This is a genomic window from Vibrio sp. 16, assembly GCF_963681195.1.
Lineage (GTDB): Bacteria > Pseudomonadota > Gammaproteobacteria > Enterobacterales > Vibrionaceae > Vibrio > Vibrio sinaloensis_D.
The window spans coordinates 708,101-734,441 of sequence record NZ_OY808997.1 but is presented as its reverse complement, the minus strand read 5'-3'; the positions used below and the strand labels follow the sequence as shown (position 1 = coordinate 734,441).

The following is a 26,341-nucleotide window of genomic DNA, read 5'->3' as shown; positions in this document are numbered from 1 at the left end:
GAAAGCTGTTGTTGGCAGTCTAGCGAGGTATTGGCGAGATTAATGATCATTGGATCACAGAATGCAGACAACAAAACGTTGAATAAATATCTGAAAAATATGCAGTTTATGGATATTCTAGCGACCCCACTCAACGTGTTCACACTGCCAACCAAACTGTTCGCAAAGCGATTGCAACTCTTGTACTTCTGCTTTGGTTTGCTTGGTCAGCCATTCAAGAATCTCATTGGCGATTGGCGTATGATTTTTCTGATAACAGAGGTAGTGCCAATCACTGTGCTGCAGCGCGATGTTTTCTGGGCACTTGAGGAACCTTCGTTTGAGTTCAGGTAATACCAATAACAGATCGGTCACCGTCACCCCTTGACCAGACAAGCATGCACTTAACGCTAAATCTAAACTGAAAAAGACCGTGTCTCTGCCGCGCTTTTTCCCCTTCAAATTCGCATTAGCAAGCCACAGTTTCCAATCTTGATGATCAAGCGTCGCGTGGAGGTGAGGCAACTCAAGCACATCTTCAATTTGAATGGTTTGTTCAGACATCAACTCTGCATAAACCGGAGCCATGTATTCTGCTCGTAAAAAGCGAATCCCCGGCAGACCCAAGTAGCGGTCTCTATGGCGAGTGTTTAAGATCAGTAGATCGCAGTCTTCGTGCTCCAGTACCGGATCTTCTTCAATCGACGGGATGATAACAATCTCGTGTTCGGGGTATTTCTCATTGAGCAACGCGACGTTAGGCATCAAAACACGCGTCGCGTAACTGAGGGCGCTCTTAATCACAATCCGCTTTTTAACTGGCGCTTTCCACTGGGCAATCAATGCATCTAGGTTATGGTAGTTTTGACGCAGAATCTGGTAGAGATCTTTGCCATGTTCAGTCAGTTCAATAGAGCGGTGCTTGCGGATAGCAAGGCTGACACCAAGTTCGGTTTCAAGTTGCTTGATCTGCCGACTCACGGCGCTTTGCGTCACATTGAGTTCATCTGCCGCGGCGGTAAAACTCATCAAACGCGCGACAGCTTCAAACACTTTGAAGGCATTGTGAGAGTATGGAAGATTGGAATAAGGTCGCATCGTCTTTCTCATGATTTTAAGTTATGTCAGATTGGCATAAATGTCATTTGAACGCCAGCAAGATTATTCGTACCTTTGTGTGATACTGATCACGAGGCGCCCAATGAAAAAAATTCTCTCACTTGCTATCCCACTCATCATTTCGCAAATGATCTCCATGGCATTGGTGTTAACGGATGTTTGGATGATGTCGCGCTTGAGTATTTCTGCGATCGCAGCAGGTGGTTTAGGGGCGTCGGTCTACTCTTTTGTATTTATCATTGCAGGCAGCACCGTTGGCTGCGTAGCGAATTTGATTGCCATCGCTTATGGGCAACGAATCGCTCGCCCAGAGTATGGCAATCAACAAATTCGTTTAGCCGTGAAAGGCGCGGTCCTTTTGTCTTTGGCGCTCTCTGTGGTACTAACAATCAGCTTTGCGTTTGTTCCCCAACTGCTTGCATTGGCAAACCAACCCACAGAGCTCGCACAGCCGGCAATGGCGTATGTCGACACCTTAAAGTGGGCGATGTTGCCTTCCCTACTGTTGCTCGTATTGCGTGGTTTAACCAGCGCCTTTGGCAACGTGCGCTCAATCATGGTGATGTCGCTGCTTACCGTGTTGCTCAATGTGCCAATCAGTTATGTACTCGCTTTCTCACTGGGTTTTGGGTTAGCTGGATTGGGCGCAGGAACGGCACTTGCGGCGACAATCGTGATGGTTGGCTATGGCATCTGGGTATTTAAGCGCCCTGAGTACATGGCATTTGCCCCATGGTTGAATCGAGAAGAGTATTCTTGGTCATTGCTAAAACCGTTGCTTGCCATGGGATTGCCCATTGCCCTTGCTGCGCTGCTTGAGCATGGTCTGATTTATGGCGGAACGTTAATGGCAGGGACAATCAGCATCGCGGCGTTAGCTTTACACCAAATTTTGCTGCAATGTTTGAGTTTCACTTGGAACATCAACTTTGGTTTCTCGCAAGCCGCGGCCATTCTTGTTGGGCAAGACTTCGGCGCCGAAAACTACGACGGTATCAAACGTACCGCCTTGCGCAGTTTTGGCATTACCACCGTGTTAAGCGTGGTGTTAGCGGGTGGATTTATGCTGTGGCCCGAGTTTATAGCTAGCCTGTTCAATCTTGATGCTGAACTCAGCACTCTATTAACCATGGTGTTATGGGTGGTAGCACTGTCTTTTGTGGTTGATGCTTGGCAACTGTTAGCAATCAACCTATTACGCGGAATGAAGATCGTGATGGGACCGACCATTATGACCGCCATTGGCTACTGGGCATTTGGCTTACCGGCTGCATGGATTTTGATGCCGCAATTTGAATTAGCAGGCATTTGGGGTGGTATTGGTATTGGTTTGGGCGTAACTGGCGTTCTGCTACTGGCGCAGTTACTATTTGCCATTAAGAAAACCCGTCGCCATCAACCCCTTGCTGTCGCGGCTGGCTAGCCGTTACTATGTCGCCGAAATTAAGGCGAGACGTTGCATGACTGATTTAGAACTGGAATTTGAACACATCTACTTGGAAGTTCGCGGCCAAAGATGGCAGCACATCGAACGATTCTTGTTGAGTTACTTCTGCTATCGGGAGGGGTTTGTCTCAAGCAAAGGCAAACCCGATTGGGAACTTGCTCGCGCCTCTTGCCCGCGTTCTTCTAACGTTCACTCTTTAAAGTACTCCACACTTGAACCAGTCGTACCGCTTGATGTGGTCATTGGCGAGATCAAACGTTACTGGCGAGATGGCGAGCTGACACCAAGTAACCTTAGACGAATTTTGGATAGTTTGCTGCGCTTCATCACCATCGACAAACAAGAAAAATCCGCCCTCAAAAACGCAGGACTAGAAAAGGCAATGCCCGCTTGCTGGTATCAATCGGAACAAAGAGACCCGATGGCACGCTTTACTCACGTTAACATTCATTTGTTGGCTGATACCTGACGACGATAATGAATTTTGGCAGCAATGCTGAGCTGTTCTGGCGCTTTGCTCGGTTGCTCTAACACGGATTGTCCGGCATTGAAGAGGGCTTGAGCAATGGATTCGCAATCTTGCTCTACTGAATCAATTTTCAGCGGTAAGCAATCAAGAATGTCATAGTTGTCAAACGTAGCGATCTGAATATCGTCCGACAGCATGTTGTGCTCTGTCAGATAGCGCAGTACCCCTTCAAGCAAGGAGTAAGAGGCGGTAAACACCGCTTTGGGTGCACAGCCACGACTAGAAACTGCATTCGCCATCAAGTCGTAACCTGATGAAGGTTGATAGTCTTTGTTGAGCACATGTTCTTGTCGAAAGTCGATACCCGCTTGCAGCAAAGCCGCTTGGTAACCGGTAAATCTATCTCTGCTGGGCGACAAATCCATTTGCCCGCCGATGTACCAGCACTCGTCTACTCCCTCAACCAGTTTGCTCACCACCTCTTGAGTTGCACTCGCGGCGTCCGTTTTAATGGTTGTAAACGCGCTATCCTCAAACACTCGGTCAAACAAGATGATCGGGGTTGTTTGCTTAACTTGTTGTAAATACTGCTCATTGGTGAAAGAGGTCGCGACAAACAGCACATCAACTTGTCTATCCACCAAACTTTGGATGACTTGCTTTTCCATCTCAGGGTTGTCATCGGACGACGCAATCAACAGCTGATAACCGTGATTTCGGCATAAAACCTCAAGCCGCTTGGCAATAGAGGCAAAGCCCATGTTGGCAAGATCCGGAATCACTAAACCTGCGGTATATGTCTGTTTAGACTTTAACGCTCGCGCATAAATACTGGGGGAATAATTGTGGGCTGCGGCAATTGCCTCAACTTTCTTAACCGTCTCTTGGTTGATTCGGTGCTTTTTCGCGTGCCCGTTGAGCACAAAACTTACCGTTGATTTTGAGACACCCGCTAACTGAGCAATATCAGCCAGTTTTAATTTTTTAGTGGTCATTTTTTCCCTGAGCATTTGACACTTTGCCCGTCTATTCTACTGTCATTGAGAAAGATTTCTAATGCTTTCCGAGTGGAATGACGATCGCTTTGCATAGCCGCTCAAAAGATCGTTTTAGATCACAAATTACACTCGCTCTTGGCTGTTTTGGCGGATTCGAATAGCAAGCTAAACCGTTTTAGCCATATAATAAGTACATCAACTATGAACGACTGAGGTAACAATCATGAACAGAGTTTGGGTAACGGGAGACGCGGTTGTCGACTTGATTCCAGATACACCATTTACCTACCTAAAGTGTCCAGGTGGCGCGCCTGCTAATGTCGCGGTCGCAATCGCTCGATTAGGGGGCAACAGCGCTTTCTTTGGTCGCGTTGGTCAAGACCCACTCGGTCGTTTTATGAAACAAACACTCTCAGATGAGCATGTCGACACAGAGTTTATGCGGCTTGATGAAGCTCAGCGTACGTCAACCGTGATCGTTGATCTTGATGATTCTGGCGAACGTAGCTTTACCTTTATGGTAAAGCCGAGCGCTGATCAGTTTCTCGAACTTGCCGATATCCCAACCTTTCACGCGGGTGAGTGGCTGCACGTGTGCTCTATCGCCCTCGCGAACGAACCAAGCCGCAGCACCACTTTAGAAGCCATGCGTCAGATTAAGGCGGCAGGTGGTTTTGTCAGTTTCGATCCCAATTTACGTGAAGAAGTTTGGGCAAATCCAGAGGAGCTAAAACCAGTGGTTAACCAAGCGATTGAGTTAGCCGATGTGGTGAAGTTTTCTGATGATGAGTTGATGTTGCTGACAGATTCAGATTCATTAGAGACCGGATTACAGGCTATTGAGAAATACAACAACACGCTGGTACTGATCACTCAAGGCGCCAAAGGCGCACTGGTTGTGTTTAACCAGCAACAACGCTTGCTATCAGGTCAAGCGGTCAAACCGGTGGATACCACAGGCGCAGGGGACGCGTTCGTTGGCGGACTGCTTGCCAAACTGTCACAACATAACGGCTGGGCCAACACGGACACAATCGAAGCCGCGGTGCAATGGGCGAACGGTTGTGGCGCACTGGCCACCACTCAAAAAGGCGCGATGACGGCTTTGCCTAGCGAACAAGCACTGCTCGATTACATTCAATAGTTCATTCCACAAACCCAAGCAGTAAAAAACCCCAACGTTTAGAGTTGGGGCTTTTCAGTTATGGATGACTTAATCTGCAAATGGCGCTCGACTTGGATTTAAGCGCTTCACTCGCGCCAAGCTCGGCGTACCTGAGAGTGAGATTCCCGTGGCGTGCGGCTCGGTAAACACTCTAGATGTCATTACCGCGTCGCCATCATTGATGAACACTTCAACCGAGGAACTATCGGCTAAAATGCGCAAGCGAATCTTGTCACCGGTTAGCGGCAATTCGCGTATCGTATCCTGAGCGCGATTAAGAGTTTGAGAGCGATCCATCACGAACGCTCGGCGCGATTGATCAGCGATCAACATCAACTTACTTTCCTCACCCTCAAATAGGTTTAGCTGGCTGCCCCACTCTAACTCAATGCTTAAATCGAAACTCTTGGTCTCGAGATTGTAGCCTTGATCACTGAGCATTATCGATTGCTCCGGCTGAGCCAAGGCATCTAGCTCAGCGATGGGCCACTGCACCAATCGACCATCTTTGACCGATAACTCTCTCATCAGCGTTAATTGATGAAGCCAGCCATTATCGACCGAAGGTTGGTCAATTTCATCGGGTAATCCCATCCAGCCGCACATCACGCGTCGCCCATCAGGTGTTAACATGGTTTGCGGTGCGTAAAAATCAAAACCATAGTCTAGGTGCTCAAAGTCCGACAGCTCAATGCCCTTGTCTGACTTGAACCTTGCCCGAGCGATGCCATTGTGGTGCGGAATTGTGTTGTGCTCTGAAAACGACTCCATGCCTTGCGGGCCAATGACCGCAAACGTTTCGTCCCCAATGCTGAATAAATCGGGACATTCCCACATGTAGCCAAAATCGCCGAACTCTTGACCATATAAACCGTCAAACTGCCAAGTGTGCAAATCCTCAGATCGGTATATGGCGAGTCGCCCTTTGAGATCCGACGTTTGAGCACCAAGCAACATCAACCAAGAATCATTGTGGCGCACAATTTTAGGGTCGCGAATATGGGGAGTCACCCCTTCAGGCAATTGATCGATAATAGGGCCATGCTTGGTGAAGTGAATACCATCTTGTGAAGTGGCTAAACACTGGGTGGTATGGCGGTCACGCTGTTCACCAATCCGTGTGTTGCCAGTGTAAAACAACATAAGTTGATTCTGATGGCTTAAGGCATGACCGGAGAAAACACCGTGTGCGTCAAACCAATCCGAGGGCGCAAGCGCTACAGGTTGCCACTGCCAATTGACCAAATCAGGACTGGTTAGATGCGCCCAATATTTGTCTTTATGCACGCACGCATGTGGGTACCACTGATAAAACAGGTGGTACTCGCCATTGTGGAAAATGAAGCCATTTGGATCGTTGAGCAAACCTTGTGGCGGCGAAATGTGCCAACTGGGTCGATGGGGGCATTGGGCAGGCTTGGTAGCGTTTGCTAGTGCTAGCTGCTGTTGCTCTGAAATCATACGACCTATTTTAAGCAGTGCTTCTTCATCAAAACAGCGAGTGCGCTTAAAGGTAACTTGATGCTCTCCAAGTACCTCTCTAATTGCAACGATTAAGGAGCTATCAGCCACTTTGCTGACATCCTCTACCGCAATGATTAGCTCATCATCGGGGACCAAAACCCGAGTTATATTGTTTTTTCCACCACAGAGTGAGAGATAGTGCTCAACGGACATTGGACCTTACCTAAAAAATTGGGAACGTTTGCAAAATACATCATCAATCTGGAAACTACAAGCTACTCACAGTTGTTCATACTGGAACTCCGTGATCTCACGCACAAAAAAAGCCTGACGAATCAGGCTTGGCAAAAGGAACAATTAAGTCACTTCTAGCAGGTTTCTCGCTCTACATTTTGGAAAGTCAAAACCAGTTTGCTCATAACTTGAGGCTTGCCTTCAATCAGTTCTAGTAGCATTTTTGCACCATTTTCTCCTGCCTTATCAAAAGCATAGTTAAACGTCGATAACGTAGGAGAACTAATACAACCGAGCTCATCATTACCCACGCCCAGTACTTTAACCTGCTTGCCTACTTCAATTCCCGCCTCTTGCAGTGCCTTAATCGCCCCTACAGCAATTCGGTCGGTCGCGCAGAAGATGCCATCAACATTTGGGTAGTCTTGCAGAATCTGTTTTGTGTTGGCATAGCCTGAATCTATGGTGAACTCTCCGTGACAGTGGAAAAGTAGCTTCTTTCCTTCAGACATTGCCAAGGCTTGCACCAAACCATCAGAGCGCAGTTTATCTACCGCCAAGTCGGAATCCGCCACACCCAAAAATCCAATCTGCTCACACCCTGCTGCAATGAGTCGATTCCCAGCTTCGAACCCGACCCTTAAGTCATCATGCACAACGCTCGGAATGTTGAACAGCGAACCATCTTGACCCACCAGCACTACAGGCGCTTGTGATTGAGAGATCGCTTTGACCAAGTCCGCATCGATGTGAGTAGCATAGAGCACGATCCCCTCGACTCTTTTCTGATTAAACAATTGAATATATTCAATTTCTTTTTCATTTGATTGCTGCGTGCTGGCGAGTAAAACCTGTTTTCCTGCCCACTCAAATATTCGGCTTAAGCCATCCATTCCTTGCGCCGTCGCGTGGGATGAAACACGCGGAACGATAACACCCACTAAGTTTGTTTTTTGCGATTTGAGGTCTTTGGCAACTTGGTTGACCACATAACCAACCTCTTCCACCGCCTTCATCACTTTGGCTTTGGTCGCCTCTTTGACGCCGTATTCGTTATTGATGACTCGAGAAACGGTCGACTTTGAGACACCAGCCAGTTCCGCGACATCGTGTAGACTTGCCATTGCGAGATCTCTAATTAAGTTATTGGGATTGTTTGCAAAAACTACCAGATCTAGAAACAAAATCCACTTTGCCTAATCGGTTTAGCAAAATATTTTAGCAGATCCATCTCACATAAAAACCCAATATGTTTTGACTGAATTGAATAGATCACCAAAAATCGACTTTGCAAACGTTCCCGAAAAGAGTTTAACCACCTTTTCCAAAGATTCATTAAATAGCAAAAACAACAACTGGGGTTTGGAATGAACTATCCGATTATTGCAAAAGAGCTGCTGGAGCTTCTTGGAGGCAAAGACAACCTTCAAGCGCTCGCCCACTGTGCGACACGCCTACGTTTAGCACTGAAAGATGATTCAATTATTGATGAAGACGCTATCTCGAACCTAGAAGGTGTCAAAGGCCAATTTAAAGTTGCTGGGCAGTACCAGATCATTTTTGGATCTGGCATCGTTAACCAAGTTCACGCAGAAATGGCGAAGCTGACTGGCATGAGTGATATGTCGACCAACGACGTCGCAAGCGCGGGGGCAGAAAAGCAAAACATCGTACAGCGCGCGGTGAAAGGTCTTTCAGATATTTTCGTCCCGATCATCCCTGCCATTGTTGCTGGTGGTCTGTTGATGGGTATTTTCAACCTGCTGACCGCTCAGGGGTTGTTTATTGAAGGTCAATCACTGATCGAAGCAAACCCGGGCCTTGCGGATCTCGCGAGCATGATCAATACCTTCGCCAATGCACCATTTGTCTACTTGCCTGTTCTTCTTGCATTTTCTGCCAGCAAAAAATTTGGCGGTAACCCATTTTTAGGTGCGGCGCTTGGTATGTTGATGGTTCACCCAGACCTGTTAAACGGCTGGGGATTTGGTGGCGCTAGCGTTGCAGGCACCATCCCGACTTGGAACATCTTTGGTTTCGAGATCCAGAAAGTCGGTTACCAAGGCTCTGTATTACCGGTATTAGTGTCAGCCTTCATTCTTGCGAAAGTGGAAAACGGTCTACGCAAGTTCATCCCGTCGGTACTGGATAATCTGCTCACTCCGATGCTGGCGATTTTCATCACGGGTTTCCTAACCTTCACACTGGTTGGTCCTATCACTCGTGACATCGGCTTCCTACTCGGTGATGGTTTGAACTGGTTGTACGACTCTGCTGGTTTCATTGGTGGTGCGCTATTTGGCTTCATTTATGCACCTTTTGTTATCACAGGTATGCACCACAGTTTTATCGCCATTGAAACTCAGTTACTTGCCGATATTGCGGTCACTGGCGGAACGTTTATTTTCCCAATCGCGGCAATGTCCAACGTTGCCCAAGGCGCAGCAGCATTAGCGGTAGGCTTTAAGACCAAAGACATCAAGCTGAAAGGTATTGCGATGCCATCAGGTGTTACGGCACTACTTGGTATCACAGAGCCTGCGATGTTTGGTGTTAACTTGAAGCTTCGCTACCCATTCATTGCAGCGGTTGTTGGCGCAGCGACAGCAAGTGCGTTTATCACACTGTTTAATGTCAAAGCGCAAGCATTAGGTGCAGCAGGCTTGCCGGGTATCATCTCAATCATACCAAGCCAAATCGGATATTACGTTGCAGGCATGGCCATCTCGTTTGCTGTCGCTTTCGGTCTCACTCTAGTATTGGGTGCCCGTGAAAGCGTAAAAGCAGGAAAAGCGGCAACCGCTTAATCCTTGCTGGACTAGGAAGGTCCCCGTAGTCAAAACATGTTTTTGACGCCAGCCCCACCCATGGTGGGGCATTCTTGCTATTTGAATGATCAATCAATAAAAACGGGATTGCGCTAGGCAATCCCGTTTTTGTTTCTGCTTGGGAGAAATGTTTCCCCTAAACGTGGTTGCTATTCTTCAGGGAATACTTGCTCAATCATGTAAACATGACTCCATAGATCCCCTTCATCGTCCTCACCGATACCAGGCCAGCCCGTTTCGTTCGCTTTGGAGAGCGCTTTCACTGAAAGCAGTTTTCCATCCGTTCCGACAATAGCCATGTAATCAATCGCCGTTAACTCACCAGCGGTTATCGTAACTACCAAGAGTTTGTTTTCAGAATCGGCAGTCCACGTAAAATTGTAGTCAACCGATGGTTCTTCACCTAAATCGGTGTAGAAGCCACTGCCATCACTATTAAACGTGTACTTCTCGTCAGCATCCATGCCTGTTTGAGCAATGACGATCTGGCGGTCATCTCTATCAAAGAACTCGCTACTGAACCACACTTCTTCCGCAAGGTCAGATTTACACTCATCAATAGCCTCTAGATACTCTTCAAATGTCGCTGTGGTGAGGGGAACATCATTGACCTCATCCCACTCAGTATTACCTGTCTGACATTCTTGAACATGCTCCATAGAACTATCAAAGTATTCATCCGCCCAGTATGCGCCTTCCTCTGGTTCGAACACTACCATTTGATAGCTGTCTTCACCGCGTTGGGTTATCACATACTGTTCATACACCATGCTGGTATTATTTGGGTCAGTGACCTGAATTTTTTTACCATCGACAATCGTCCAAGCGAAGTCTCCAGTATGAACACCATTACGATATGAAGACCCTGAACCATCTCCATTGTACATATTGGCTCTCATTTCACCGCGACTGTTGGTTCGCAGTATCGTTTTACCCGAGACATCGTCATTGGAAGCCATGAGCGTGCTACCAGAACAAGTTTGATACGCCGTTATAGCATTATCGAAATCTTGCTGAGTCGCACCGGTTTCCATTTCACCGAATGGGCAAACGGCTTTGTCGATTAGCTCAAACGTTTCTGACCATATTTCACTGACAGATACGCCCGAATCATTAGTATAGGTTTCAAAGTGTTTTACCGACCAAACCTTGTCTACTTCACTTTCTTCAGCAATAGCAAATTTAGTGATTGATGCAGAGACAGAATCGCTGCTTGGCCCAGTTTCTTTACCAACAAGTGCCCACTTCCATATGCTGCCATCATCGTACGTTACGACTAAGTAACCCGTAGATTCTTCAATTGCCCATTGAGCATCGAACGAGTAGACACCATCTTTACCAACATGAACAGTACCACCTTCAACAAAGGTGTACTGGCGAGAGCTGTCATCGCCTCTGAAACGTTCAAACGTATTTCCTACGACCATCTCTGATGTGATCTTACTTTCCAGACCGCCACATCCTGCAATCGCAAGCGAGAAGTCAGATTCAGTCGCGCCGGACTCAGCATTATTGGCGTAACATTCGCCCAATGGCAGATCGAGAACGCTTACGATGTCTTCTTTCGCGACTTCACTGACAAAGAGAACCTCATCGTCTTCGAGAGCTTCACCCGCCTTCTCTACACGACCTTGACGAACAACACCATCGTATTCAGAGAAGATAAATGTAGTGTTATCTTCATCCCAAATACTGCCCCATGCGGTTATGGCTGTATCAGGTACAGTGAATTCAATCAATTCCACACCAACTACTGGGCTGCCTGACCATGTGCCAGTCGCAACTTGCGTCGCGCTCATCTCTGGGTCTTCAGCCATCCAATTCATCAGGTAGTAGTTTGCGACATTGGTATCCAACAACTCCACAGCAGCGGCCATGTCACCATTACCTGACAAGTAAACACCGATAAAGTCGCCAGTGTTGGCTGGAGTCCCGACCGAAGTGCTCGTGATCAACTCATCAAGATCAGTTACCTTGCCATCGGTCGCGCCACCATCACCTTGGAACACATACGCTTCGCTCTCTTCCCACAGTTGATAGATATCATCTTCAGGTGTCAGCGTGGCTTCGACTTCTTTGGCATCTTTGCTAAACAGCTTAGTGGTGTCGGTAAATTCGTCCCAAATCTCATCCTCATTCGCATAGTCTGAAACATTGCTGCCTTCAAGATCAGTCAGAAGTGCCGATACGGTATAACTAACGGTTGATTTAAAGTTGGTCGCATACGCATAAATATCGTCTCCTTCAGAGAAATCTATGGTGTAAAGGCCATCCAACTGCTGCCAACCTGTTGCTGTCAGTACGATGCTGCTGTCTTCATCTAGATCGAAACTAAACTCACCAAAGCTGTTTAACGTCGCGATGCCTGTTAGGTTTGCCATACCATTAGCAACATCGAGCGTTTCAATGTCGATGTATCCATCTTCAATGTCGCCGTCAAAAATAAACGCGTGGTCAAGGGTTGAGAAGAAGCTTGCCGCGATTGCGTTGTTGCTCTCTTTGGAATCTCCATCTAATGGTTTGGTATCAAACTCATCAAGGACACCGTCACCATCATCGTCATCATCTGCGTTATTACCAATACCATCACTATCCGTGTCGACGGATTCGCTCGCATCGCCCGGGAATGCGTCTTGTAGACCGTCGACGCCATCGCCATCTGCATCACCCGCTTGGGTGTTGTCATCCGGGAACTCATCATCTAAGTCATCAACGCCGTCACCATCGCTGTCCCCTGCTCTGGTAGGATCGCCAGGGTATTCGTCTGTGGCACTGTCAACACCATCCCCGTCTGAGTCACCGACACGTTCTGGATCATCTGGGAATTCATCGTAGAGATCATCGGTGCCATCACCATCTGAGTCGCCCGCCCGCGTTTTATCATTTGGGTAGTCATCATCCGTATCTTTGACGCCGTCGTTATCGTCGTCTAAGTCGGCATTGTCACCAATTTTATCTTTATCGAAATCGGCAGTTTCACTAGCGTTAGTAGGGAAGGCATCGACATCATTGTTTACGCCATCGCCATCCTTATCTAAATCAGAGTTATCACCCGTGCCATCGCCGTCAAGGTCGTACTGTTCGTTTGGATCATCATCGAACGCATCTAGCAAATCTGGCACACCATCGCCATCCGTATCGGTATCCAAATCGATGGTGTCGTAATCTTCTGGGTCGGTATCATTGACCGTTTTGATGGAGGAAGAAACGGTGTTGGCCGATTCAAGAAGTGTGTCATCGGTCCCTTCTGCCGCATCACCCAAATCTTCTTCATCATCGGGGAGCACATTTTGTTCCACTAGCGTTTCTGCGGCGAAAGCAGCGTCATCAAGGTCTTCTTCGATAAAGTCGCCAAGTACATCATCGGGATCAATACCCAAGTCAGCCGCAATTTTATCGACAGCATCTTGTTTCGCTTGCTCAATCTCTTCTTCGGTCGCATCGTCGTCAGTCGTCTGTTTTAGCGTGACATGAACAAGTGTAGAAAGAGGAGTGACATTGGTTTCGCCTGCAGGAGCAGACATCACATAACCCGTTGAAACTGGGCCATTATCTTCATCAATAGTTTGGCCAGGAATCGCTTTGACGACCACTGCGTATTGCCCCGGATTGGAAACGTTCGACACGTCTAAGTTGGCAACGCCGCCATCGCCAGACGTCGCTGAAGGTTCGTTGTCGTCCAATACGAAGTCACCGTCAATATCAAGCCATACCAAGGCCCCTTTTAGGTAACCATCGATCGCTTTCACGCTGTATGTACTACTTCCGGAGGAGTCTGAGGAGGATGAGCTACCGCCACCACAGCCCGATAAAACAACAGCACTAGCCAAGCTAAGAGCTAGGGAAATTTTGTTTAGTTTCATACCTATATCCATTAGTTAACTAACCAACACATATAAGCTAGTGCGAAATGACCATATCCGCCAATTTGCGAACCATACCAAACTATTAAGTTAGAATAGTTGTTGATCTACCAAATTCATCGATATTTCAAAAAGATAGAATAGTAGTTCGATAAAGAGCATCAAAGCCAAATCATTTATTGAATGAATAATTAACCTTGCTAATTAAGTAGTTACTTAACTTTTAAATTTTTTTTAACACACCGCGAATTTTGTGAATTAATGCAGTAGTTGCACTAGCCAAAATCCGTTTCGGTGACTTCCTACTCCCATTTTTGTCAAAAACAGTACCACCTTAAAGTGAGACACCATTGATATGCCCTGCTACTGAAGAGCAGTAACAAGGTTTTGGTATGACTTTAGTTGTAGTTAGGCGCGAAGAGACGCGCCGACCTTCTCAGATACGTGAGCGGCGATAGCGTCAACCACACCTGCGATATCTGCTTCTTCATACTTGCAGGCTAACTCTACGACCAATGTCTAACTCACTGAGACTATTTGTTTTTTTGAGTTTGGTTTAAGGTACTAACGACTTGAATGATTGCGTTTAGTGATAGGGTAATTTGTTCTTTGTCTTTATCCGTGAACCTCAAGCTTTTACAACAATACCAATGATAATCAAGCTTGTTTCCGACCCTATTCTTAGTCAGTCACCTTCATTTTTTAACCATAACTTCAAGTAACACCGAATACTGACTACTCCGTTACTTCTTAATACCGAGAGTAAATTACGTTTGTTGGAACAACACACCTCAGAGTGTGAACGAAAGGAATCAAAATGAGCAGCACTTTAGAGTCCGTAAATATAAGAACAGATAATCCTCAAGCCAATGAGGATGAACTCAGTTATGAACAACAACACAAACCAAGCTCTGAATTTGAGTCCCGAGAACAGTATCTAGAGCACGAATTGCAAATAATGTCGCCTAAACGCTGGCGTCCAAACTTACCGTTTAAAGATTATCGATTTGAGATTGAAGACACCATCCCAGCAATGGCGGCGACCATTGGTAAAGTAGTAATGGTGGGCGCGATTGCAGCAACCTTTGCCGGAGCTCTAGGGCTAAACGAAGGGTTCATTCTAGAAAACGTCCGTTATGAATTACTGATCGCTTCTGTTTTCATTATTCTTTTCTCTGGTTTTTTATTGCCGACCGCTAACCTCGCAGGTACACACGGCCCACTTATCCCGCTAATTCCTATTGTTGTTGCCGCTGGCGGACACCCGATGGCCTTTGGCTTGCTTATTGGCGCTTTTGGCTTACTGTTGGCCATCAGCAAAGGTGGCAGCATGTTGGCGAATCTCACCAGTAAAGGCGTATGTGGCGGCTTGTTGCTCTACCTAGGTTTTGTTGGGACTGTTTCTCAAGTTAAAAAGCTATTTGCTTGGGCAGAAGGCATTGGTATGAGTCACATCGCTTTCGTCGTGATCTTTTGTACCATTGTTTTGTATGCGCTGTTAGAGCATTTCCGTAAACGTTGGCTAGCCGTCCCTCTTAGTTGCTTGCTAGGTGGCTCGTTAGCTTTTGCTATGGGTGCACCGTTTTCTTTCCAAACCGAGCCTGGTTTACCTCATCTCAACCCGATGTATTGGTGGGGAGAAGATACTGGTTGGATGCTGGGCCTACCGACAATTGAACACTTCATGGTGGTATTGCCGTTCGCTATTTTAGCCGTGGCGATGTGGTCACCAGATTTCTTAGGGCATCAAGTCTTTCAAAAAATCAGCTACCCAGAACATACCGAAAAAGTACACATGAACATTGACGACACCATGACCACGGCATCTATTCGCCAGACGTTTGGTTCTCTTCTTGGTGGTACTAACTTTACCTCTTCATGGGGGACTTACATCGTACCAGCGGCAATTGCTAAACGCCCTATTCCTGCAGGCGCTTTGCTGACGGCTCTGTTTTGCATCATCGCCGCAATTTGGGGTTACCCGATGGATTTAGCTATCTGGCAACCTGTGCTTTGTGTTGCGCTAATCGTTGGTGTGTTCGTCCCATTGCTAGAAGCTGGCATGGAAATGACGCGCGAAGGAAAAACCACTCAATCTGCTGCGATCGTTGTATTTTCTTCAGCGCTCGTAAACCCTGCATTTGGTTGGTCACTCACCATGCTGTTAGACAACTTAGGTCTAATCGGTTGTAAAGAGCGTAGCGGTGAACTGAGCAAGATGAGCCGCTGGGTGTTGCCAGGCATTATGTTTGTAGTGCTAACCAGTGTGATGGCGTTAGTTGGCCTTTTGCCAGGGATACCTGCGATTATTCCAAGCTTTCGCTAACCGCTAGACACAGGTTGAATCCAATAGGTAGTTAACCTCTCGGCTATCTCGGAAAAACATAAAGGCCTCGCACTTGCGAGGCCTTTGGTTTCTGAGGTGATGACCAGCTAACTCATTTTTGCCCCATTCCGTTCCAGTGACGCTCAACCTCTCAAACCACAGTGATGTGGTTTGCCCTACTTCCTCTCATACCTCGAAAGTGTCTGCTGATTGGCAATTAACTGCGCACCAAGAGTATAAGATGGAAGATTGTCAAACGCGCCATCTGTTCAGCGCAACCAATTGAATTGTATAAAAGCCGAGCATTTGCTCGGCTTCCTTATGTTTTACATGCGGTTATAAATCAAATCCATCATATTAGCTGCGGTATTGCGAACATCTTCAATATTCATCTCCATCAACTCGTGCATTGGTGGGTTTAAAGTTGTTCTAAAAGAATGAATCTCGCTTGCTACTGCCTCCGTTATAATGCCACTGTCCTTAAGGGTATCGATACAAACTGAAAAATCGGTTCTCAAAGTGGCTCCGTTGGCTCTAAGTTGGTCTTTGTATCGATGGCGAAGCTCTGTTTCCAAGAACGGTCTAAATATCAGTATCTTGTTGTCTTGGGTTTCATTGTTTATAAATGCAGTGATTTCGTTGTATGCGTCATCATGCTCCGTCGCTGTCATCTCTGCTTCTGTAGTAGCAGCAAAGTCCGAACCATTCGCTACTTTTACAATTTTTAGTGCGCTCGTATTAGCGAACTTCTTAATTGCTGTCGCGGCCATTCCACGGTAGTGGGTTGTTATGAACAACTGCTTTATAGTTGGCGAAATCTCATAGAGCTTATTCAAAATGCTAGAGATTCGTTCATTATCAAAGCTGGTCACAGGGTCGTCCATTACTAATATCGCTTTGGCTTTATCCTCATTTGAAAGCTTGTTAATTTTAGCTAGGTAGATGCACAGCGCCAAAGCGCGTCTATCAGACTCGCTGAACAGGCAGTTCATCTTGTTTCTTGGAATCGTTGTGCCGTTGAAGCTAACCTCTAAGTCATAGACTATTTTTCTACCACTATTGTTTTGCTTTCTACTGATGTTGAAGTTTCGAGAGCCAAGGCTTTGGAATAGTAGATTAATCTCATCAAAGTAGTTATCTAGAAACTCCTCTTGTGATGCTTCTAATGTTTCCTTGTTGTTATTGTATGTTTCTTGGTCTTGTACCGCTTGAGTGCTAAGTTGCCTATAAGTTGCGCATTTTTCTTCTAACGTATGACGTAGCTTTTTATTCTCTAGTGCTTTCTGATTCGTATTTTCAGCGGTTTTAGTAGCAGTTAGCTCCGCAGAATCAAGACCGTCTTTAAACTCAATAAGCTTTTCATTTATAGATTTGATTACAATCTTATAGGCTTCTTTGGCATCATTAAATGAGTCTATCGCCGACTGTAGAGGCGAGAAATCAATTGCTTCAACAGGGTTGTATGCTGTTTCGATTTTAACATTTAGAAGCTCAAGAACTTGAGACTTTAACTCATTGTGTTTTTCGCTTAACTGTTCAATCGACCCCTTAACTACCTCATACATATCATCGACAAGCGGAATTAGCTCCGCTATTTGCTCAGTCACAGATTGTTCAGGGTATAGCTCAAGTATTCCTTTATTTTCTTCGTGAATCCTATTAATGGCTTGCTCATCAATTGTAATCAATTGCTTGGTCAGTAGTTGAGTAGCACTTGCTTTGGTTTCCCTAATGAAGTTAGAAAAAGCTTCATTGAATGCAACTTTGTAGCTTTCGATTAGTTCTAAAGAATCGCCTTGAAGTTCTTGACCGCAAAATGGACAATTTTCATCTAAATGAGTCAGACCACTGGAAGCCCAGCCTTTGAAGCCGTTTCGCTGTTTTAGGTGTTCCATATGTGCTTGTACTAGAGCTTTTGCGTCGGTGTGAGCTTCTTCCATACTAGTAGCTAAGCACTCATTGATTTCATTGCTTGTCGCTGTGATATCAAAAGCAGTAGAAATCTCTTTTAAGTTCTTTCGTGCTTTAGATTGAGTGACGCTACCAATCTGTACCGTTAATGATTCTTGCTCAGCGATAGATGCGGTAATTGCAACATTCAGCTCTTCGATAGACTCTGTTGGAAGTTCAGAAGCAACGTATGTTTCTACATCGGTGATACCGCTCGCTTCTAGTGTAGCCTTAGCTGTTCGTAAACTTGCATTTGTAGTAGCTAAAGCCTCTTTTTCTGCCTTGAGGGCTTCAAAACGCTCGGTATTCTCTTCACCTAGAATGAAGTTTGAAATGTTCTCTGAGTTTTCGCGGTTATTGACCGTACCGCTCATTACATTTCGATGAATGAAGTTGTGGTCAAAGATATGAAGTTCACAATCAGCAGGTAATCCAGGTGCCCAAGTTTCGTTTGCAAACACAGAGATTGGCGCATTATCAAACTGAAATTCGACTTTCATTGCATTAGCCGCTGTTCCTTGCCTTGGTATAGCTTTGCGGTCTTTGATTAGCTCTGGGTTGTTCGACGCTAGAGAATAGAAAATGTCACATAGCGTACTTTTACCATTTCGGTTTTCACCATAGATTATGTTCACGTCAGAAAATTGCGTGCCACCAGCTCTTGCGCTGTGATAGCTACCGATGCCTTCAATTTTTCGTATTCTTCTTAGCATTATGATACCCATTTGACAGATGATGTTTCATATTACCAAAGGTTCATATCTAGAAAGTGGTCGATAGTCACAACAACCGTCAAGCGGAAGCGGAAGCAGAAGCGGAACAATAAGGATGGCAGCATATTAGGTTATTGGGTAGTGCTAATATATGTGAACTAATAGTATGAATTTGATAGTTATTAGGTGAATTTCACGTTTTGCTACGTGATATAGGCTTACTTTCCCTAATCCAAACCAGCAGAGTTTAAACAGAAACTCTAACTCACTTCTGTCCACTAATGAGTTAACACCCAACTCCTTAATCACACCAAACAAAAAGGCCTCGCAATTGCGAGGCCTTTGGCTTTCTATCTAATCAGAAGTGATGATTAGTCACGCAGTGACGCACCGAACTTCTCAGATACGTGAGCAACGATAGCGTCAACCGCGCCAGCGATGTCGGCATCTTCAAGCGTACGCTCTACAGATTGTAGTGTTAGTGCGATTGCTAGGCTCTTCTTACCTTCTTCAACGCCTTTACCAACGTAAACGTCGAACAGTTTCGCATCTTTCAGGAACTCACCACCTTGCTCTAGACATGCTGCAACGATGTCGCCAGAAGCGACTGCTTCGTCAACAACTACCGCGATGTCACGACGGTTAGATGGGAACTTAGAAAGCGCTACTGCTTCAGGAATCACTTTAGTGTTGATTGCAGACCATTCCACTTCGAATACGATAGTACGGCCGTTTAGACCAAACTTACGCTCAAGCTCTGGGTGAACGGTACCAATCACACCTACCTGCTTGCCATCAACGATGATTGCAGCAGATTGGCCCGGGTGAAGCGCTGGGTTCGCTGCTTTATCTTCAGCAGAAAGCGCTGCGAAAGAGTACGCGTTTTCGTTTGCTGTAAGCTCAAGAACGGCTTCTAGGTCACCTTTCAGATCAAAGAAATCAACTGTGTTAGTTTCGATGTCCCAGTGCTCTTCGCTGCGAGTACCTGCGATAACACCTGCAAGCATAGGCTCTTGGCGCATACCGTTTTCAGCTGACTCACATGGGATGAAACGTAGGCCGTATTCGAATAGACGAACGCGTGGCTGTTGACGTTTCTGGTTGTGAACCACAGTGTTTAGTAGACCTTGGATTAGGCCTAGACGCATTGCTGACATATCCGCAGAGATTGGGAACGGCAGGATTAGCGGCTCAACACCTGGAACAACGAGCTTTTGCTGCTCTGGTTCAACGAAGCTGTAAGTGATCGCTTCTTGGTAACCACGGTCAACAAGTAGGTTACGAACGCGTTTTAGCGGAATGTTCGCTTCAACGTGGTCGTGCATCTTAAGTGCTGCCGCTGGGTTTTGGTTAGGGATGTTATCGTAACCGTAGATACGACCTACTTCTTCAATTAGGTCTTGCTCGATTGCGATATCAAAACGCCATGTCGGTGCAGTTGCTGTCCAACCTGCGTCTGTTGTTTCAACCGTTAGGCCAAGACGCTCTAGGATTTCAACAACATCACTATCAGCAATGTGGTGACCTAGTAGGCTGTCTAGTTTAGTGCGACGTAGTGATACTGTGTTTGCTTTTGGTAGGTCAGCTTCAGACTCTACTGCAACAACAGGGGCTACTTCACCGCCACAGATCTCAACGAGAAGTTCTGTTGCACGCTCCATTGCGCTCGTTTGTAGTGCGAAATCGACACCACGCTCAAAACGCATTGAAGAATCCGTGTGTAGACCGTAGCTACGAGCGCGGCCACGGATGTGGTCTGGTGCGAAGAATGCACACTCAAGAAGAACGTCTTTAGTCTCAGTCGTTACACCAGACTCTTCACCACCAAAGATACCTGCGATAGCAAGTGCTTTGTTGTGGTCTGCTACGACTAGAGTATCAGCGTTTAGCTCAGCTTCGTTGCCGTCTAGAAGAGTTAGCTTCTCGCCCTGCTCTGCCATACGTACTACGATGCCACCTTCGATCTTAGCAAGATCGAATGCGTGCATTGGCTGGCCTTGCTCTAGAAGAACAAAGTTAGTGATGTCTACTACTGGGTCGATAGAGCGAATACCACAGCGGCGCAGTTTCTCTTGCATCCAAAGTGGTGTTTCAGCTTGAACGTTTACGTTCTTAACCACACGGCCAAGGTAACGTGGACATGCTGCAGTCGCTTTCACTTCGATAGAAACTGTGTCGTCGATAGCTGGTGCTACTGCGTTTACTGCAGGCTCAGTTACGTCAGCACGGTTTAGAACGCCAACTTCACGCGCCATACCACGGATGCTGAAACAGTCCGCGCGGTTAGCCGTTAGGTCTACGTCTACTGTTACGTCGTCAAGACCTAGGAATTCGCGGAAATCAGTACCGATTGCTGCATCTTCAGCTAGTTCCATGATGCCATCAGATTCAACGTCGATACCTAGTTCAGAGAATGAACACAGCATGCCGTGTGATGGTTGACCACGTAGTTTTGCTTTTTTGATTTTGAAATCGCCTGGTAGAACAGCACCAACAGTCGCTACAGCAACTTTGATACCTAGGCGACAGTTAGATGCGCCACAAACGATGTCTAGAAGTTCTTCAGCGCCAACATCTACTTTAGTTACGCGTAGTTTGTCAGCGTCTGGGTGTTGGCCACACTCAACCACTTTACCTACTTTAACGCCAGTGAAAGAACCAGCAACAGGTAGTACGTCGTCTACTTCTAGACCCGCCATTGTGATTTGGTGTGTAAGTTCGTCAGTCGATACCGCAGGGTTTACCCACTCACGAAGCCAAGATTCGCTAAATTTCATAGTGATGGTTCCCCTGGATTACTTGAACTGTTTTAGGAAACGAAGGTCGTTCTCGAAGAACGCACGAAGATCGTTTACGCCGTAACGAAGCATAGTCAGACGCTCAACGCCCATACCAAATGCGAAGCCAGAGTATTTCTCAGGGTCGATGCCAACGCTGCGAAGTACGTTAGGGTGAACCATGCCACAACCTAGAACTTCAAGCCATTTGCCGTTCTTACCTTTCACGTCTACTTCTGCTGAAGGCTCAGTGAATGGAAAGTAAGAAGGACGGAAACGAACTTCAACTTCTTCTTCAAAGAAGTTACATAGGAAGTCGTGCAGGATGCCTTTTAGCTGTGCGAAGTTTACGTTCTCGTCTACTAGCATGCCTTCCACTTGGTGGAACATTGGCGTGTGCGTTTGGTCGTAGTCGTTACGGTAAACACGGCCCGGAGCGATGAAGCGGAATGGTGGTTTGCCATTTTCCATCGTACGGATCTGAACGCCAGACGTGTGAGTACGTAGCATTAGATCTGGGTTAAAGAAGAACGTGTCGTGGTCAGTACGCGCTGGGTGATCTTCTGCGATGTTTAGTGCATCAAAGTTGTGGAATGCATCTTCAATCTCAGGACCAGACTCAGTATTAAAGCCTAGCTCACCAAAGAACTGTTCAATACGCTCAACAGTACGAGTCACAGGGTGTAGACCGCCGTTCTCGATACGACGACCCGGTAGAGTCACGTCGATTGTTTCTGCTGCAAGCTTCGCTTCTAGCTCTGCACGTTGTAGTGCCTCTTTACGAGCTGCGATCGCTTGTTGAACAACGCCTTTCGCTTTGTTGATCTCTTGACCAGCTTCACGGCGCTCTTCTGGTGGTAGTTTACCTAGGCTTTGAAGTTGAGCTGTTAGCTCACCTTTCTTACCTAGATACTGAACACGCACTTCATCAAGTGCAACTAACGAATCTGCTGCTTCAATAGCGGCGTTCGCGTTAGCAATGATCTCTTCTAGATGTTGCATCGTTTCCTCATCTACCTACACCTACATGCAATAGGCATAAGTGGTAGTGTCCATTCTGGGCTACTCGCAAAGTGCGATTACCCGACAGGGATTTTGGGTCTATAAATAGCTCTACATAGTAACGAATGACAGGGTCAAATCCAAATTGAAATCTTGCTATTTACCGCCTTTGGGCAAAAATTCGCCTCAATGCTTGATAAAACAGGCTTTCAGACCAATCTATAAAGCATTGACGGAATCCTAAGGAAGAGAAATGGCAGTGTTAATTGAACCGATTAAGGCGCATCAAGATGATCAGATCTGCAAGATAATCAAAGCGGTTGGCGCCGAATTTGGTGCCATTGGCGAAGGGTTTGGTCCATCGGACCCAGAAGTTCTTGCCATGAGCCAGTACTACACCGCACAAAACCGAAGCTTATATCTTGTAGCAAGCCTAAATGGAAAAATTGTTGGCGGGTGCGGCATCGCGCCTTTTCAAGGTTCGAACACAGTTTGCGAGCTAAAAAAGCTGTTCTTATTGGAAGAAAGTCGCGGTCATGGCATAGGCCAAGCGCTCAGCGAGCAGTGCTTAACCTATGCGAAAGAACAAGGATTTCGTGAGTGTTATCTGGATACACTCACTTCCATGAAATCCGCGATTCGATTGTACGAAAAACTGGGGTTTGCCCACCTAGATCAGCCTTTAGATGGAACCGAACACAGTGGCTGTGATGTCTGGATGCTGAAGTCACTCGATTGAACCGTGGCAACTTGATTTCGCCCCGACGACTTCGCTAAGTACACCGCATTGTCGGCCACTTTAATCAAGTCATTATAATCGTTCATATTTGGCGTGCGTACACCAACCCCGACACTGATGCTACCTCGCCAAACGCTTTCTCCCACCGGAACCAACATTTGGCTTACTCTGTCTCGTGTAATTTCGGCGATGTGCAAGCCACCTTCAAGATCGGTGTTTGGACAAATGACGAAGAACTCGTCTCCACCTAAGCGACACACCAAGTCATCACTTCTAAACGAGTGGGCAAGATTTTGCGACAACTCGATTAGCAGTCTATCTCCTGCATCATGACCTGCCGTGTCGTTCACTTGTTTAAAGTAATCCGCATCAATCATGATGCAAACCAAAGGCTCGTTGTTTTGCACTGATTCTTGCCAGTAGACCTTGAGTTTTCGGATGGCGCAGCGTCGGTTTGGTAAATTGGTCAAGGAGTCCGTCAACGACAGTTCTTCTAACTGCTTGTTTGCTTCAGATAGCGCTTTGGTTCGCTGCTCTACCTTGTCTTCCAAGCATTGATTTAACTCGAGCAGCTCTTTGTTGCGCTCTGAGACTTGTTCAAACAAACCATTGAGTGCTTTAAGCAGCGGCTCCGTTGAGCTGTCTTGTTTTCTCTCTTCATTGAGCCAAGCGGTCTTTGGGTCTACCCCTGCTTCTATCTGTTTGACTTGACGAGACATATTCTGATCGATGCCGAGAATATGGTAGGCAAGCCAATGAATCAAAAAGTTAAGCAAGTGTTCCGACGCCTTTTTGTTCTCGTCGCTAATAAACGCTTGCATGCCAATGATGTCAGCCATAAACGCACGATGAACCTTCACATGCTCTTCAATATGTTCCGAGTAAACCCCAGCACTGCGCATGAGGTTTTCTTCTTCTTTGAAATGAAATTCTGCATAACGAGAAAGTTCAAATAACGCCATTCTAATATCTTGGATTGAGATACTATTTTTAGCGATTAACTCTCCATACCGATTGATGATCTCAACGAGATACTGATGCTGTTCATCTACTTCATCAATACCTGTCGTGTAGCATTTGTCCCATTGAAATGACTGCATCGACCGTTCGCCCTTGTCTATAATTTACTGGGTTTAATTTAATAAATTTATAATAACCATACCTTGTATATGGAATTCTACATAGATTTTATTCATTTCACCGACTGAAACACGAAAAAAGGGAGCTAGATCAGCTCCCCATGGTTTGGAATCCATATCACTTATTTAAATAGTGATTCGGATCTCTTTAGAAGTAATACTCTAATGAAATTTCAACGAAATCGTCTTTTCGAGCAAAGTACAGCAGATCGTCTGGCGTATCGTTTTCGAACAGCCAGCCATTCACAGTCCAGGACAAATGATTCGTTAAGCGACTTGATGCCTCAAGTTTAGCGCTGTATACGTCCTGATTATCGAGGTCTTGAGTGATGCCAAGCAAGATTTCAGTACTGTCCTCATCATTGAGTGCAATTCTGGTTCCCGCAAATACGTCGTTTTGTCCAATCGATTGGGCATTGTTTCCACGGCTGTCATACAAATACTCAGCGATCAAGCCAATGTCCCAAACTGTGCCAAACGCACCGACAATGGTGTATTCAAACCCACCGACCATACCTGTGTGGTGGTCATCACTGTCTCGGTAGATACTTTCAAGTTTCCACAGCCAATCACCCACAATCCCTTGTAGATCGACCCCTACTTGCTTTGCTTGAGCGTAATAAGGCTGAAGCTCTCGACCATCGAAGCGATAATAGGGATCTCGGTTTGTCCCCTGAAAATAGCTGACACCTAAATCCCAATCCCCCAGCATTTGTGAATAACGAAACGCCACATCGACGTGCTTCTCTTCTCGGCTTGATTCATAAATAGCGTGGCTTGAGACAGGCACTGTTGGTCTTAAACGCCCATCTTCCCCTGCGAATGTTCGTTCCCGAAAGTACGGCAGTATCATGGCATCAAGCGTTCCCCAATCTTGAATCGACGTAAAGTGAACCATTGGTTGGCCTAGCTTATCTTCTCCATCCAATGACTCAATTGCATCGGTTTGATTGACAACATCAACAAGGTGCGCAGACTCCGTGACTCCCCAAAACACTTTACCGACACCAACTCGAACTTCGAAGTCGTCCCAATATTTCAGATAGAGCGCCTCACGGATATCACCATGTGTTCGCTCCTCGTCCAAGCTGTCGACACGATAAAAAGGCACAAATGTAAAATCAGAGCTGTCATCAATTTCCCAATACAGCTCGGGCTCTAAAATAAGCGAGCTTTGCCCTTTATCCTGACCTTGTAGCCCTTCAGAGAAAAATTGACGATGCTCGACGGTGGACTTCCCCGCTAACTCAAAAGCGTGACAATGTAACGCAAACAGAGTCAGAATGGAGCTCGCTGCCAGTCGCCAAGCGCATGCATTAACACTTTGCTTCATGGTTTATTTCACCCTTTTGAGTATGTTTTTCTCGAAGTCTTTTTCGCTGAGACCCGTTTGGAAATCTAATTGGCTGGTGGTCAGTAACGTACTTTTACCCGTTTGATGATTCACCATTGCCATGGTATGAGCTCGCCAGTATTGATTGAGATACTGTTTATAATCTTCAAATTGCAATGTTTTAAGCAGTGCACCTTTGCGATCATAAAACTCGACTTTAATTGGTCGATAATGTTGCTGATCTAGCCACACCAGTTGCTTGGTGTAACCTGAGTTTTTGTCCGTCGGTACTTGCTCCAACACGTAACTTTCGACGCCTTCTATCGCCTCATTGCGTAGATAGTTAAAGGAGTACTTTTCGAGTTCAAATGAGCTCAGATCCTCGTAAGCGAATTCGCTGCCCATAAAAGGGCCTGACTTGTTGCGTGAGGAGATTCTTTTCACTCGCTTCAATGCAGGCAAGTAAAGCCATTGGTCGTCCGCATCCAAGGTGTGGGAGTGATTTAGAAAAGCCGTCCCTTTCACATCTCTCGGTTGGTCAAATATCGTAAGCCCTTTGTCGCCATCGCCATCGACCTCAAATGACTTCAGCCTCATTGCACGCGTGCTGCTCTCGCCTTGTGCGTTTTTCAAAACCATTTCCATGGTCGCGATGGAATCTTTCCAACCTTCATCTCTTGCTTTACGCTCCTTGGCGATCTCCAGACCGCGTTCGGGAGATGCGATCACTGGTCCAGTAAACGTAACCAAAACCGCCAATGCCATTGTATTAATCAGTGTCTTTCTCAATGTGTTC

General features: G+C 46.3%; 17 protein-coding genes. 6 read left to right on the top strand and 11 right to left on the bottom strand.

Features of this window, described 5'->3' with window-relative positions; all coding sequences use genetic code 11:
* Positions 1-117: 117 nt before the first annotated feature.
* Positions 118-1,077 carry a LysR family transcriptional regulator gene (locus U9J37_RS03315; RefSeq protein ID WP_005470751.1) on the bottom strand — a complete coding sequence of 320 codons (960 nt, stop codon included), beginning with the start codon at positions 1,075-1,077 and terminating at the stop codon, positions 118-120.
* 103 nt (positions 1,078-1,180) lie between these two features.
* Between U9J37_RS03315 and U9J37_RS03310 the strand changes: the two genes are divergently transcribed.
* A complete protein-coding gene (locus U9J37_RS03310) occupies positions 1,181-2,521 on the top strand; it encodes an MATE family efflux transporter (RefSeq protein WP_005470634.1) in 1,341 nt (446 codons plus the stop codon).
* Between the two features lie 37 nt (positions 2,522-2,558).
* Complete coding sequence (locus tag U9J37_RS03305; protein WP_043886712.1) at positions 2,559-3,014, top strand: hypothetical protein; 456 nt, start codon at positions 2,559-2,561, stop codon at positions 3,012-3,014.
* Here U9J37_RS03305 and U9J37_RS03300 read toward each other — a convergent pair.
* Positions 2,993-4,009, bottom strand: coding sequence for a LacI family DNA-binding transcriptional regulator (locus tag U9J37_RS03300; RefSeq protein ID WP_005470723.1), 1,017 nt, complete (start codon positions 4,007-4,009; stop codon positions 2,993-2,995). The two genes, U9J37_RS03305 and U9J37_RS03300, sit on opposite strands and share 22 nt — an antisense overlap.
* A gap of 226 nt (positions 4,010-4,235) precedes the next feature.
* Here U9J37_RS03300 and U9J37_RS03295 point away from each other — a divergent pair, with 226 nt between their 5' ends.
* Positions 4,236-5,156: a fructokinase gene (locus U9J37_RS03295; protein ID WP_005470814.1), complete on the top strand. Its 921-nt coding sequence runs from the start codon at positions 4,236-4,238 to the stop codon at positions 5,154-5,156.
* A gap of 69 nt (positions 5,157-5,225) precedes the next feature.
* Here U9J37_RS03295 and U9J37_RS03290 read toward each other — a convergent pair whose 3' ends face one another.
* On the bottom strand, positions 5,226-6,854 hold the full coding sequence (locus U9J37_RS03290; protein ID WP_005470823.1) for a glycoside hydrolase family 32 protein: 1,629 nt from the start codon (positions 6,852-6,854) through the stop codon (positions 5,226-5,228).
* A gap of 155 nt (positions 6,855-7,009) precedes the next feature.
* Positions 7,010-7,999: a LacI family DNA-binding transcriptional regulator gene (locus U9J37_RS03285; RefSeq protein ID WP_005470714.1), complete on the bottom strand. Its 990-nt coding sequence runs from the start codon at positions 7,997-7,999 to the stop codon at positions 7,010-7,012.
* A 243-nt stretch (positions 8,000-8,242) separates the two neighbouring features.
* On the opposite strand from U9J37_RS03285, the gene U9J37_RS03280 reads away from it, so the two are divergent.
* Positions 8,243-9,682, top strand: a complete 1,440-nt coding sequence (locus U9J37_RS03280; protein WP_005470805.1) for a sucrose-specific PTS transporter subunit IIBC — start codon at positions 8,243-8,245, stop codon at positions 9,680-9,682.
* A 170-nt stretch (positions 9,683-9,852) separates the two neighbouring features.
* Here the strand turns inward: U9J37_RS03280 and U9J37_RS03275 are convergent, their stop codons facing one another.
* Complete coding sequence (locus U9J37_RS03275) at positions 9,853-13,566, bottom strand: hypothetical protein (protein WP_043886714.1); 3,714 nt, start codon at positions 13,564-13,566, stop codon at positions 9,853-9,855.
* 817 nt (positions 13,567-14,383) lie between these two features.
* Between U9J37_RS03275 and U9J37_RS03270 the strand changes: the two genes are divergently transcribed.
* Positions 14,384-15,892, top strand: a complete 1,509-nt coding sequence (locus U9J37_RS03270; protein WP_005470674.1) for a DUF3360 domain-containing protein — start codon at positions 14,384-14,386, stop codon at positions 15,890-15,892.
* A gap of 326 nt (positions 15,893-16,218) precedes the next feature.
* Here U9J37_RS03270 and U9J37_RS03265 read toward each other — a convergent pair whose 3' ends face one another.
* The 3 genes from U9J37_RS03265 to pheS all read right to left on the bottom strand — a co-directional run bounded on the left by U9J37_RS03265 (position 16,219) and on the right by pheS (position 22,334).
* Positions 16,219-18,555: an AAA family ATPase gene (locus U9J37_RS03265; RefSeq protein WP_005470838.1), complete on the bottom strand. Its 2,337-nt coding sequence runs from the start codon at positions 18,553-18,555 to the stop codon at positions 16,219-16,221.
* Positions 18,556-18,926: 371 nt separating this feature from the next.
* Positions 18,927-21,332 carry a phenylalanine--tRNA ligase subunit beta gene (gene pheT / locus U9J37_RS03260; protein ID WP_005470773.1) on the bottom strand — a complete coding sequence of 802 codons (2,406 nt, stop codon included), beginning with the start codon at positions 21,330-21,332 and terminating at the stop codon, positions 18,927-18,929.
* 18 nt (positions 21,333-21,350) lie between these two features.
* On the bottom strand, positions 21,351-22,334 hold the full coding sequence (gene pheS, locus U9J37_RS03255) for a phenylalanine--tRNA ligase subunit alpha (RefSeq protein WP_005470855.1): 984 nt from the start codon (positions 22,332-22,334) through the stop codon (positions 21,351-21,353).
* A 253-nt stretch (positions 22,335-22,587) separates the two neighbouring features.
* On the opposite strand from pheS, the gene U9J37_RS03250 reads away from it, so the two are divergent.
* Positions 22,588-23,073 carry a GNAT family N-acetyltransferase gene (locus U9J37_RS03250; RefSeq protein ID WP_038214936.1) on the top strand — a complete coding sequence of 162 codons (486 nt, stop codon included), beginning with the start codon at positions 22,588-22,590 and terminating at the stop codon, positions 23,071-23,073.
* On the opposite strand, the gene U9J37_RS03245 is transcribed toward U9J37_RS03250, so the two are convergent.
* The 3 genes from U9J37_RS03245 to U9J37_RS03235 all read right to left on the bottom strand — a co-directional run bounded on the left by U9J37_RS03245 (position 23,010) and on the right by U9J37_RS03235 (position 26,310).
* Positions 23,010-24,173, bottom strand: coding sequence for a GGDEF domain-containing protein (locus tag U9J37_RS03245; RefSeq protein WP_005470705.1), 1,164 nt, complete (start codon positions 24,171-24,173; stop codon positions 23,010-23,012). The two genes, U9J37_RS03250 and U9J37_RS03245, sit on opposite strands and share 64 nt — an antisense overlap.
* 187 nt (positions 24,174-24,360) lie before the next feature.
* Positions 24,361-25,545, bottom strand: coding sequence for a hypothetical protein (locus U9J37_RS03240; protein ID WP_005470758.1), 1,185 nt, complete (start codon positions 25,543-25,545; stop codon positions 24,361-24,363).
* A gap of 3 nt (positions 25,546-25,548) precedes the next feature.
* The gene (locus U9J37_RS03235) at positions 25,549-26,310 is read right to left on the bottom strand and encodes an outer membrane lipoprotein-sorting protein (RefSeq protein ID WP_416200453.1); all 762 of its coding nucleotides are present in this window, start codon (positions 26,308-26,310) and stop codon (positions 25,549-25,551) included.
* Positions 26,311-26,341: the final 31 nt, after the last annotated feature.

Excerpts from the sequence above, each read along its gene's own strand:
- U9J37_RS03315 (WP_005470751.1), bottom strand. The coding sequence starts at position 1,077 with ATGCGACCTTATTCCAATCTTCCATACTCTCACAATGCCTTCAAAGTG.
- U9J37_RS03310 (WP_005470634.1), top strand. The coding sequence starts at position 1,181 with ATGAAAAAAATTCTCTCACTTGCTATCCCACTCATCATTTCGCAAATG.
- U9J37_RS03305 (WP_043886712.1), top strand. The coding sequence starts at position 2,559 with ATGACTGATTTAGAACTGGAATTTGAACACATCTACTTGGAAGTTCGC.
- U9J37_RS03300 (WP_005470723.1), bottom strand. The coding sequence starts at position 4,009 with ATGACCACTAAAAAATTAAAACTGGCTGATATTGCTCAGTTAGCGGGT.
- U9J37_RS03295 (WP_005470814.1), top strand. The coding sequence starts at position 4,236 with ATGAACAGAGTTTGGGTAACGGGAGACGCGGTTGTCGACTTGATTCCA.
- U9J37_RS03290 (WP_005470823.1), bottom strand. The coding sequence starts at position 6,854 with ATGTCCGTTGAGCACTATCTCTCACTCTGTGGTGGAAAAAACAATATA.
- U9J37_RS03285 (WP_005470714.1), bottom strand. The coding sequence starts at position 7,999 with ATGGCAAGTCTACACGATGTCGCGGAACTGGCTGGTGTCTCAAAGTCG.
- U9J37_RS03280 (WP_005470805.1), top strand. The coding sequence starts at position 8,243 with ATGAACTATCCGATTATTGCAAAAGAGCTGCTGGAGCTTCTTGGAGGC.
- U9J37_RS03275 (WP_043886714.1), bottom strand. The coding sequence starts at position 13,566 with ATGAAACTAAACAAAATTTCCCTAGCTCTTAGCTTGGCTAGTGCTGTT.
- U9J37_RS03270 (WP_005470674.1), top strand. The coding sequence starts at position 14,384 with ATGAGCAGCACTTTAGAGTCCGTAAATATAAGAACAGATAATCCTCAA.
- U9J37_RS03265 (WP_005470838.1), bottom strand. The coding sequence starts at position 18,555 with ATGCTAAGAAGAATACGAAAAATTGAAGGCATCGGTAGCTATCACAGC.
- pheT (WP_005470773.1), bottom strand. The coding sequence starts at position 21,332 with ATGAAATTTAGCGAATCTTGGCTTCGTGAGTGGGTAAACCCTGCGGTA.
- pheS (WP_005470855.1), bottom strand. The coding sequence starts at position 22,334 with ATGCAACATCTAGAAGAGATCATTGCTAACGCGAACGCCGCTATTGAA.
- U9J37_RS03250 (WP_038214936.1), top strand. The coding sequence starts at position 22,588 with ATGGCAGTGTTAATTGAACCGATTAAGGCGCATCAAGATGATCAGATC.
- U9J37_RS03245 (WP_005470705.1), bottom strand. The coding sequence starts at position 24,173 with ATGCAGTCATTTCAATGGGACAAATGCTACACGACAGGTATTGATGAA.
- U9J37_RS03240 (WP_005470758.1), bottom strand. The coding sequence starts at position 25,545 with ATGAAGCAAAGTGTTAATGCATGCGCTTGGCGACTGGCAGCGAGCTCC.
- U9J37_RS03235 (WP_416200453.1), bottom strand. The coding sequence starts at position 26,310 with ATGGCATTGGCGGTTTTGGTTACGTTTACTGGACCAGTGATCGCATCT.